10 protein-coding genes are annotated in these 8,279 nt (G+C 65.5%); 6 read left to right on the top strand and 4 right to left on the bottom strand.

Annotated elements, in window-relative coordinates:
* Positions 1 to 133 precede the first annotated feature (133 nt).
* Entirely contained in the window at positions 134 to 1,630 is a 1,497-nt protein-coding gene (locus O7A05_RS28985; protein ID WP_337096552.1) for a LysM peptidoglycan-binding domain-containing protein, read from the bottom strand.
* Between the two features lie 120 nt (positions 1,631 to 1,750).
* Between O7A05_RS28985 and O7A05_RS28980 the strand changes: the two genes are divergently transcribed.
* Positions 1,751 to 2,362, top strand: coding sequence for an LOG family protein (locus tag O7A05_RS28980; protein ID WP_337096550.1), 612 nt, complete (start codon positions 1,751 to 1,753; stop codon positions 2,360 to 2,362).
* Between the two features lie 54 nt (positions 2,363 to 2,416).
* On the opposite strand, the gene O7A05_RS28975 is transcribed toward O7A05_RS28980, so the two are convergent.
* On the bottom strand, positions 2,417 to 3,301 hold the full coding sequence (locus O7A05_RS28975) for a LysR family transcriptional regulator (RefSeq protein WP_337096548.1): 885 nt from the start codon (positions 3,299 to 3,301) through the stop codon (positions 2,417 to 2,419).
* Between the two features lie 112 nt (positions 3,302 to 3,413).
* Here O7A05_RS28975 and O7A05_RS28970 point away from each other — a divergent pair, with 112 nt between their 5' ends.
* From O7A05_RS28970 to O7A05_RS28960, 3 genes are all read left to right on the top strand, one after another.
* Positions 3,414 to 3,704, top strand: a complete 291-nt coding sequence (locus tag O7A05_RS28970) for a muconolactone Delta-isomerase family protein (protein ID WP_337096547.1) — start codon at positions 3,414 to 3,416, stop codon at positions 3,702 to 3,704.
* Positions 3,705 to 3,840: 136 nt separating this feature from the next.
* Complete coding sequence (locus O7A05_RS28965; RefSeq protein ID WP_337096546.1) at positions 3,841 to 4,611, top strand: pyrroline-5-carboxylate reductase; 771 nt, start codon at positions 3,841 to 3,843, stop codon at positions 4,609 to 4,611.
* Between the two features lie 3 nt (positions 4,612 to 4,614).
* Complete coding sequence (locus O7A05_RS28960) at positions 4,615 to 4,782, top strand: hypothetical protein (RefSeq protein WP_337096545.1); 168 nt, start codon at positions 4,615 to 4,617, stop codon at positions 4,780 to 4,782.
* A gap of 89 nt (positions 4,783 to 4,871) precedes the next feature.
* Here the strand turns inward: O7A05_RS28960 and O7A05_RS28955 are convergent, their stop codons facing one another.
* Positions 4,872 to 5,588, bottom strand: coding sequence for a FadR/GntR family transcriptional regulator (locus O7A05_RS28955; protein WP_337096544.1), 717 nt, complete (start codon positions 5,586 to 5,588; stop codon positions 4,872 to 4,874).
* Between the two features lie 196 nt (positions 5,589 to 5,784).
* On the opposite strand from O7A05_RS28955, the gene O7A05_RS28950 reads away from it, so the two are divergent.
* Together O7A05_RS28950 and O7A05_RS28945 are read left to right on the top strand one after the other, a co-directional pair.
* Complete coding sequence (locus O7A05_RS28950; RefSeq protein ID WP_337096558.1) at positions 5,785 to 6,816, top strand: L-idonate 5-dehydrogenase; 1,032 nt, start codon at positions 5,785 to 5,787, stop codon at positions 6,814 to 6,816.
* Positions 6,803 to 7,585 (top strand): glucose 1-dehydrogenase, encoded by a 783-nt coding sequence (locus tag O7A05_RS28945; RefSeq protein ID WP_337096543.1) that lies wholly within the window; start codon positions 6,803 to 6,805, stop codon positions 7,583 to 7,585. Before O7A05_RS28950 ends, O7A05_RS28945 begins: the two co-directional genes overlap by 14 nt.
* A gap of 30 nt (positions 7,586 to 7,615) precedes the next feature.
* Here O7A05_RS28945 and O7A05_RS28940 read toward each other — a convergent pair whose 3' ends face one another.
* Positions 7,616 to 8,098, bottom strand: coding sequence for a DoxX family protein (locus O7A05_RS28940; RefSeq protein WP_337096541.1), 483 nt, complete (start codon positions 8,096 to 8,098; stop codon positions 7,616 to 7,618).
* Positions 8,099 to 8,279: the final 181 nt, after the last annotated feature.

Genomic DNA, 8,279 nt, shown 5'->3' with positions numbered 1-8,279 from the left:
GAGAAGCTTAACTGTCTCGGCCCAGCCATCATCAACAAGCGATTCGTGTGTCATCCCCAGCGTAGAATCACAACCGATTCCGCGCCGCAATACCCTATCTTAGCGCCTATGCCCTCGAGGGGGAGATTGGCGCTCACTCCGTCTTCGCCGGCGCCGCTGTGATCTGCTCGCCGATGGCCTTCATGTCGGCCACCTCGCCTTCTTTCGACTTGGACGGCACCTTGAAGACTTGGCCCGGCCAGATGCGGTCGGGATCGCGGATCTGGTCCTTGTTGGCGAGATAGATGGTCGAAAACCGAGTGCCGTGGCCGTAAACGCGGCGCGAGATGCGCCATAGCGTATCGTTGCGGCGGATGATGACCGCGCTGTCGGCATGTTCGAGCTTCGGCGCGACCGTCTCAGGCATGTCGGTCGAAGGCGTCGCCTCGGCGACTTTGGCGGGCGCCTCCGCTGCCGGGGCCGACGTAGCAGGCTTGGCCGCTTCGGCCGTCGCCGCTGCCGGAGCTGTGGCGTCGGCGGTCTTGGTCACCGCCGGCTTGGCATCGCCGGTCTTTGTTTCATTCGGTGCGACGGCGGCGATCGACTCGCCGGGCTCGCGCTCGAACGGGACGGCAGCGCGGGCGACGACCTTGGCGCCATCATTGTCCAGGCCATCGACATGGATGGTGTAGCTGCCGACGGGAATGTCGCGCGTCGCTTCGATCAGGAAATGCCCGTCGGCCGACGTCTTGGCATCGCCGAGCAGGATAACATCGGCATAGGCGCGCACCTTGCGGCCGGGATCAGCCGTGCCGGCGACGAAGATCTTGCTGCCGTCGATCTCGACCGCTTCGACGGTGATCTTGGGCTCCGCCGCAGTGGCCGCAGCCGGCGCGGTCGCCTGGTCCGTGGCGGCCGGTGCCGTCGTAGCAGGCGCTGCCGCCTGATCGCCAGCCGCCGGCGCGGCCGGCTTGCTCTCGGCCTCCGGCACGGTGATCAGTTGCGAGGCCTTGCCCGGCTCCTCGACCATGGCCAGCACTTGGCCGGTCGGGCTCTGCGGCACCGACACCACGGCGGTCTGAGCCGAGGCGACGGCAGTGCCGCCAACCGTCTGGCGCAGCGTGATCGTATAGTCGCCCGGCTTCAGTGGGTTATCGAGCACGATCGCGAAGGCGCCGTCAGGGCCGGAATCGGTCGAGCCAAGCACCCTCCCGCCATTCAGGATCTCGACCTTGGCGTTGGGCGCGGCGCTGCCGGCGACGACGATCGAGCCATTGCCTTCGACGCGCACGACATCGAAGGTCGGCAGTGTCGGACCACCCGCGGCGGTAGGCGCCTGGGCGGGCGTTGCAGTGGCCGGAGCCGTCGCGTTGTTGGCCGGCGCCATCTTATTGGCGGACGCCATACTATTGGCTGGCGCCATCGTGTTGGCCGGAGCCGTTGTGTTTGAAGGAGCCTGGGGCACGCGCGCCTCTGTGCTCGTGCTTGAGGATTCAGCCGGTTTCGCATCGCTCTGCGGCAGCGCCGCAACCTGCGCCGGCTTCTGGTTGTTGATATAAGGGTCGAGCGCGCCCGAGCCGTAGGCGACCGCCGCGACGGCGACAACGCCGCCCGCCGCGAACAAAAACGCCTTAGAAGGATTGATAGCCATAATTCCGTATTGCCCCCTTAGCCACCTAACGCCCGGTCTAGCGTGTTTTCTCCAAGCTCACAAGAAAAAGCCCGTCCGCGGGCTTGACCGCGCCAACCGTCCCCATCACCAATCATCGCCATGAACACGATTCGATCCGTCTGCGTCTATTGCGGCTCGTCTCCGGGCCGCGACGAGGCCTATATCAAGGCCGGCCACATACTCGGCCGCTCGCTTGCCAAATCCGGGTTGCGCCTGATCTATGGCGGCGGCACGAAGGGCATCATGGGCGCCGTCGCTGAAGGCGCGCTCAAGGCCGGCGGCAAGGTCACCGGCATCATCCCGCGCTTCCTGATCAACAAGGAAGCGACCGAAACCGCGCTCGACAAGCTCGATGAATTGCTGATCACCGACAACATGCATGAGCGCAAGCATAGCATGTTCGAAAAATCCGACGCCTTTGTGGCGCTGCCCGGCGGCATCGGCACGGTGGAGGAAATCGTCGAGATCATGACCTGGGGGCAGCTCGGCCATCACCGCAAGCCGATCGTCTTCGCCAACGTCAAAGGTTTCTGGGATCCGATGCTGACGCTGATCGAGCACATGTCGGAGGAAGGCTTCATCCACACCGCGCACCGCGTCAAGCCGCTGGTGGTCAACGACCCGGAAGCGATCGTCGCCGCCATCATGGTGGCGGGTTCGTCCGTCGACGCGCCGACGGAAGGGGTGCAGTCGGTGATCGACAAGATGTAAGGGCAATAAGGGAGTAGGGCAGTAAGGCAGTATATGAGGCTACGGAAAATGCCCCTACTGCCCTACTGCCCTCCTCAAATCCCCAACCACCGCCCGCCTGTCATTCCGCCGCCACGCTAGATGGATCGACACGCTGCGCTTGAACCATGGCAGGTCGCGGAAGATCACGCCGGCGGGTGCCGCGCTTTGCAGGCTTTCCTGAACCGTCGCCAGGCCAAGGCCAGCGCTGACGAGGCCAAGCGAAGTCAAGGGATCGGCCGTCTCATAGGCGATGTCGGGTATGAAGCCGGATTCGACGCAGGCCGCCAGGAACTGCGCGCGGTTGGTGTCGCCGGGCTGGCGCACGACAGTGATCCAGACGCGGCCGTCGAGATGGCCGGGAGCGATGTCGGCGACAGCGGCGAGCGGATCACCTTCCGGCATTGCCAGCACCAACGGTTCGCGCCGTACCAGCATGCTTTCGATATCGGGATCGCCCCCAGGCGCCGGCGAATAGACGAAGCCGAGATCAAGGGCGCGCTGGCGCAGATCCTCGAACTGCGCCGCCGTCCGCCGGCTGCGCAATTGCAGATGGAAATCCGGCCGCGCGCGGCGAAAATCCCTCAGCAGGTCGGCGACCAGTCCGGAAAGCACCGCGCCCTCGACATAGCCGATGGCCAGGCTGCCGGCGGCGCCGCTGGCGAGGTTGCGGCCGAGCTCTTCCAGCCGCGCCGCATTGGCAAGCAGCGCTCGGGCTTCGGCAAGGAAGGCCCTGCCCTCAGCATTGAGATGGACGCGCTGCTTCGCCCGCTCGAACAGGGCGACGCCGAGCTGCTCCTCGAGCTGGATGATCTGCCGGCTCAGGGGAGATTGCGAAATGTGCAATTGCTCGGCGGCGCGGCCGACATTGCCGGCCTCGGCAACGGCGACGAAATATCTGATCTGGCGCAGGTCGAGCATTGTTTCGCCTTAAAGTCCTCGAAGGTCTTAACTATAGCCTAATCAGTCTTGGACAGTCTGACCAGCGGGCGCGATATCTCCCGGCATCAACCAGCCATGAAAGGAGACCGCCATGCAGTTCTTTGCCCTGCTCAGCCGCAACACCCAGAAGTTCGGCGATGCCGATTTCGCGCCGCTGCTGCCGCCCGAGTCCGAACAGCGCAAGACGCTCTACGCACAAGGGGCCGCACGCCAGATCTGGAACCGCGGCGACGTTCCCGGCACCGGCATAATGTTCGAAGCTGCCGACGAGAAGGAAGTGCGCGGCCATCTCGCCACGCTGCCGTTAATCGAGGCCGGGATGATGGACATCGCGGCGATCGTGCCGCTCAACCCCTATCCCGGTTTCGGGCCGAAGCGCTGAGCATGATTCCCGTGAGGCTGTCGTCCTGCGCGGCAGCCTCATCGCTTCAGGGCCGTTATCGCGGCCACCTGCTCCCTTGCCGCAGAAGAGGCCGTCGCTATTGTCGACGGCGATCCGAAACAAGGGCGGTATATCCATGAAACTTGGCTTTGTCGGCACGGGCGCGCTGAGCTCGGCCATCGTCACGGGGTTGAAATCGCTGCCGGGCGAGACGACGCCGGTGGTGGTCTCTCCGCGCAACGAGGCGAACGCAGCCGAGCTTGCCGCGCGCTATCCGGACGTGCGCGTCGCCGCCGACAACCAGGCCGTGCTCGACCAGTGCGACACCGTGATGCTCGCGGTGCGGCCGCAGATCGCGCACGAGGTGCTGAAGGAACTGCGGTTCCGGCCGGACCATCACGTCGTCAGCCTGATCGCCACGATATCGCGCGAGGAGATCGCCGGCCTCGTGGCGCCGGCGGCACATGTCGGCAAGGCCCTGCCGATGCCGATGATTGCGCGCCTACAGGGCGCGACGATCATCTGTCCGCCCGACCCCATCGTGGCGGCATTCTTCGGCAGGCTGGGCGGTGTGATCGAGGTCGAGGACCAGAGCGAATTCGACGCGCTCAGCGTCGTCACCGCGACCTATGCCAGCTATTTCAAATATCTCGATACGATCCACGCCTGGGTTCGCGGCCAGGGTGTGGCTGGAGACAAGAGCCGCACGTACATCACCAGCATCTACAAGGCGCTGGCCAACGCGCCGGATACGGCACCGGACGAAGATTTCGTGCATCTTGCGCAGGACTATGCGACGCGCGGCGGCATCAACGAGCAGGTGCTGCGCGAGCTGACCGAGCGGGGCACGTTCGAGGCCTTCGCGGAGAGCCTGGAGCGCGTGCATCAGCGCATTTCAGGCAAGTAGCCGGTGATTGCGCCGAAGACGGCGCGCTATTCCATCCCATTCTTCTACGAGCCGCGCGTCGATGCCGAGATCGCGCCGCTGCCGATCGAGGGCGCCAGCGACTTCGCGCCCTTCCTCTATGCGATTATCTCTGGGAGTCGGCGACCAATTTCGTCGAGATGGCCGGCGTGAAGGCTCTGCGAAAGCCAAGGCGGCCGGCCGCCGCCTGAGCGCCAATGCTGCCGGGCTCTGGTTGATGGCGGCGCGCCTCCCTGACTGGCTTAGGTGACGCCGGTCAACTCGACGGCGGTGCGCACGCGGGCGAGCACTTCGCTCAACATGTCGTGCATGGCCTTGCGCGCCCTGGCGGCGTCGCCGGCCTCGATCGCTCTCAGCACCTTGCCGTGCGCATCGAGGTCGCCGACCGGATGGCCGAACAGCGCGTTGGTGGTCGGCACGCTGTATTGCAGGGCCGTGTGGATGAGCGCCGAGAGCGGCAGGAAGAAGCGGTTGCCGGTGGCGGCGAGCACCGCTTCGTGGAAGGCGGCGTCCGACAAGACCGGATCGCCCTGGCCCGAGGATGCCGCGCGCATCGCTTCGAAGGCCTCGCGAATGGCGGCGATCTCGTCCGCTTTGTTGCGGCTCGCGGCAAGCGCCGCGGCCTCGCATTCGAAGCCCAACCGCACTTCCAGAAGCTCGATGATGAAGTCGCGCGGGGTGGCGCTGGCGCGCAACCAGCCCAGCACCGAAGGGTCGAGGAAATTCCAGTCCTTCAACGGGCGGATGCGCGAGCCGCGGCGCGGGCGGGTGAGCAGCAGGCCCTTGGCCGACAGGATCTTCACTGCCTCGCGGGCAGCGCTTCGGCTGGCGCCGAAGCGGGCGCAAATCTCCTCCTCGCCGAGCAGTGTCGCGCCGGGCGGAAACAGCCCGCCGAGAATCTCGCGGCCGAGAATGTTGGTTATCTCGTCGGTCACCGACGAGGTCTGATTGCCTGCCATTGTCCCGGCCCAATTCAGAGTCTTCACGACAGTGTTACACGCGCCGGCCATCGACGCATCGACTAATTATCGGTGCTGCGGATTTTCATCAGATTTATCAGATGAATTGATTTCAACAAGCATTGCTTTCCTGCTAACTGTAGGACCGAAATTTCAGGCGAAGCAGCGGAGAGCCGGTTTGTCGCCAATATCTTCCATGCGCGCGGTGGTGCTGCGCCGGCCGCTCGACCTCCATGTCGAGGAGCGGGCCGTCCCGTCGCCCGGTCCCGGCGAGGTGCTGGTGCGTATTGCGCGCGGCGGCATCTGCGGCTCGGACCTGCACTATTTCCGCCATGGCGGCTTCGGCACCGTGCGCATGAAGGAGCCGATGATCCTCGGCCACGAGATCGCCGGTCGCGTCGAGGCGCTGGGCGCCGGCGTTTCGGGACCGGCGGTCGGCACGGCAGTCGCCGTCAATCCGGCCAAGCCGTGCGGCAGCTGCGCATTCTGCCGCACGGGTGAGCCGATCCACTGCCTCGACATGCGCTTTCTGGGGTCCGCGATGCGCACACCGCATGTGCAGGGCGGCTTTGCCGAGCATCTCGTCTGCCGCGCCGAAAACGCCGTGCCGCTGGCGAAGGGTTCCGACCCTGCCTCCGGCGCCTTCGCCGAGCCTCTTGCCGTGACGCTGCATGCCGTCGCCCAGGCGCCGGTCTATGGCAGCCGCGTGCTGATCATGGGCGCCGGGCCGATCGGCACGCTCTTGGTGCTCGGCGCGCGCTTTGCCGGCGCGCGTGAAATCGTCATCACCGATGTGCAGGACAGGCCGCTGCAATACGCCGCCAAGGCCGGTGCCGACCGCACCATCAATGTCGCCTCGAACGCCGAAGCGATGGATGGCTATGCCGCCAACAAGGGGTATTTCGACGTCATCTTCGAGGCGGCCGGCCAGGGCGCCACGGTGGCCAGCGCCTTGCCTATCGTCAAGCCGCGCGGCACCTTGGTGACCGTCGGCCAGGGCGCGACGGCGGAGCTTTCCATTTCGATGATCGTCACCAAGGAAATCCAGGTGAAAGGCAGCTTCCGCTTTGACACGGAATTCGCCCTCGCGGTCGACCTGATCGGCTCCGGCCGCATCGACGTCGCGCCGTTGCTCAGCAATACTTTGCCGCTTGCCGAGGCCCGCAAAGCCTTCGAACTGGCCAGCGACAAATCGCAATCGATGAAGGTGCAAATTGCGTTCGACTGATTATCTCGGCCGTCTCTTCGGCCTCGAAGGGAGGCATGCCTTCGTCACCGGCGCCAGCCGCGGGTTGGGCCTCGCCTTCGCGGAGGCGCTGGCCGCCGCCGGCGCGCGCGTCACCATCGGCGGCCGCAAGGCCGACGAGCTGAAGGCCGCCGGCGATCGGTTGCGCGCCGAAGGCTACACGGTGGCGGAAGCGGCGATCGACGTCACCGACACGCAGTCGGTCGACGCGGCGATCGCGGCGAGCGAAGCCGGCACCGGGCCGATCGACATATTGGTCAACAATGCCGGCATTCAGCGCCGCGCGCCGCTCGAAACTTTTTCCGATGCCGACTGGGACGCGCTGATGGCGACCAATCTCGACGGCGTGTTCAAGGTCAGCCGCGCTGCGGTGAAAGGCATGATCCAACGCCGCAGGGGCGTGATCATCAATGTGTCATCGGTGCAGAGCGCGCTCGCCCGCCCCTCGATCGCGCCTTACGCGGCAAGCAAAGGGGCGATCACCATGCTGACCAAATCGATGGCCGGCGAATGGGGCCAGCATGGCATGCGTGTCAACGCCATCGCGCCTGGCTATTTCAGGACCGAACTCAACGCCGCCTTGGTCGCCGACGAAAAATTCTCTATCTGGCTGACCGGCCGCACCCCGATGCGGCGCTGGGGCGATGTGAAGGAACTCGCCGGCGCGGCGGTGTTCCTGGCGTCGGATGCGGCAAGCTTCGTGACCGGGCAGACGCTGCTGGTGGATGGCGGGATCACGAGTGTGTTGTAAGGCCGCCCTCACCTCACGCGGAGCCGCGCCTCAAACTGGCAGGCTCGTCTCCCCCATCGACGGATGCTGCTCGATGGGCGGATCGATCTTGGTGTCTCTTGCGAACCCAGTCAGCACCCTGTCCATCGACAGCCTGCCGGAACCGGCGAGCGCCAGGATGAACATGCCGCCTGCGATTGCCAGGTCCTTCTCGAAATGCAGCAATTCGTTCTGGCTGGCGAAGTTGGTGTGGAAGAGGCCGGCCGTCATCAGGCAGAACAGGCCAAGGCCGATCGCGCCCAGCCGCGCCAGAATGCCTAACGCCACCGACAGGCCCGCGCCAAGCTGCAGCGCGATGGTGGCCAAAAGCAGCGGCGTGCCGACGCCGAGCGCGGCCATCGCCTTCTCAGCGCCCTCGAAATGCGTCGCCAGTTGCAGACCCTCATGCACGAAGATCAGCGATAGAAGCAGGCGGCCGGCAAGCAGGACCACGCCCCTGGCGTGAAGCTTTTCGGCAAGTTCGGTCGGTGTCATGGTCGGCTCCGGTCTTTGGAAACAGGCATCTTGGAATGAGCGACGCGCAACGCGTCCGCGTGGACGCGCCTGCGCGCTTAACGCGAAAAGGTCGGAGCCGGCGCGAGGGAGAGGAACGCCGGCTCCGGTTTTCGGGCGCGCTACCGCCGTGGCGCCCAAAAGTCGGTACTCGCGGGGGAAA

The sequence above is a fragment of the Mesorhizobium argentiipisi (SeqCode) genome, from assembly GCF_037179585.1.
Classification (GTDB): Bacteria; Pseudomonadota; Alphaproteobacteria; order Rhizobiales; family Rhizobiaceae; genus Mesorhizobium; species Mesorhizobium argentiipisi.
The sequence above is the reverse complement of the archived record's forward strand: the minus strand, read 5'-3'. Positions and strand labels throughout refer to the sequence as shown.

Bases quoted from the DNA above. Each gene is read 5' to 3' on its own strand.
- O7A05_RS28985 (WP_337096552.1), bottom strand. From the start codon at position 1,630: ATGGCTATCAATCCTTCTAAGGCGTTTTTGTTCGCGGCGGGCGGCGTT.
- O7A05_RS28980 (WP_337096550.1), top strand. From the start codon at position 1,751: ATGAACACGATTCGATCCGTCTGCGTCTATTGCGGCTCGTCTCCGGGC.
- O7A05_RS28975 (WP_337096548.1), bottom strand. From the start codon at position 3,301: ATGCTCGACCTGCGCCAGATCAGATATTTCGTCGCCGTTGCCGAGGCC.
- O7A05_RS28970 (WP_337096547.1), top strand. From the start codon at position 3,414: ATGCAGTTCTTTGCCCTGCTCAGCCGCAACACCCAGAAGTTCGGCGAT.
- O7A05_RS28965 (WP_337096546.1), top strand. From the start codon at position 3,841: ATGAAACTTGGCTTTGTCGGCACGGGCGCGCTGAGCTCGGCCATCGTC.
- O7A05_RS28955 (WP_337096544.1), bottom strand. From the start codon at position 5,588: ATGGCAGGCAATCAGACCTCGTCGGTGACCGACGAGATAACCAACATT.
- O7A05_RS28950 (WP_337096558.1), top strand. From the start codon at position 5,785: ATGCGCGCGGTGGTGCTGCGCCGGCCGCTCGACCTCCATGTCGAGGAG.
- O7A05_RS28940 (WP_337096541.1), bottom strand. From the start codon at position 8,098: ATGACACCGACCGAACTTGCCGAAAAGCTTCACGCCAGGGGCGTGGTC.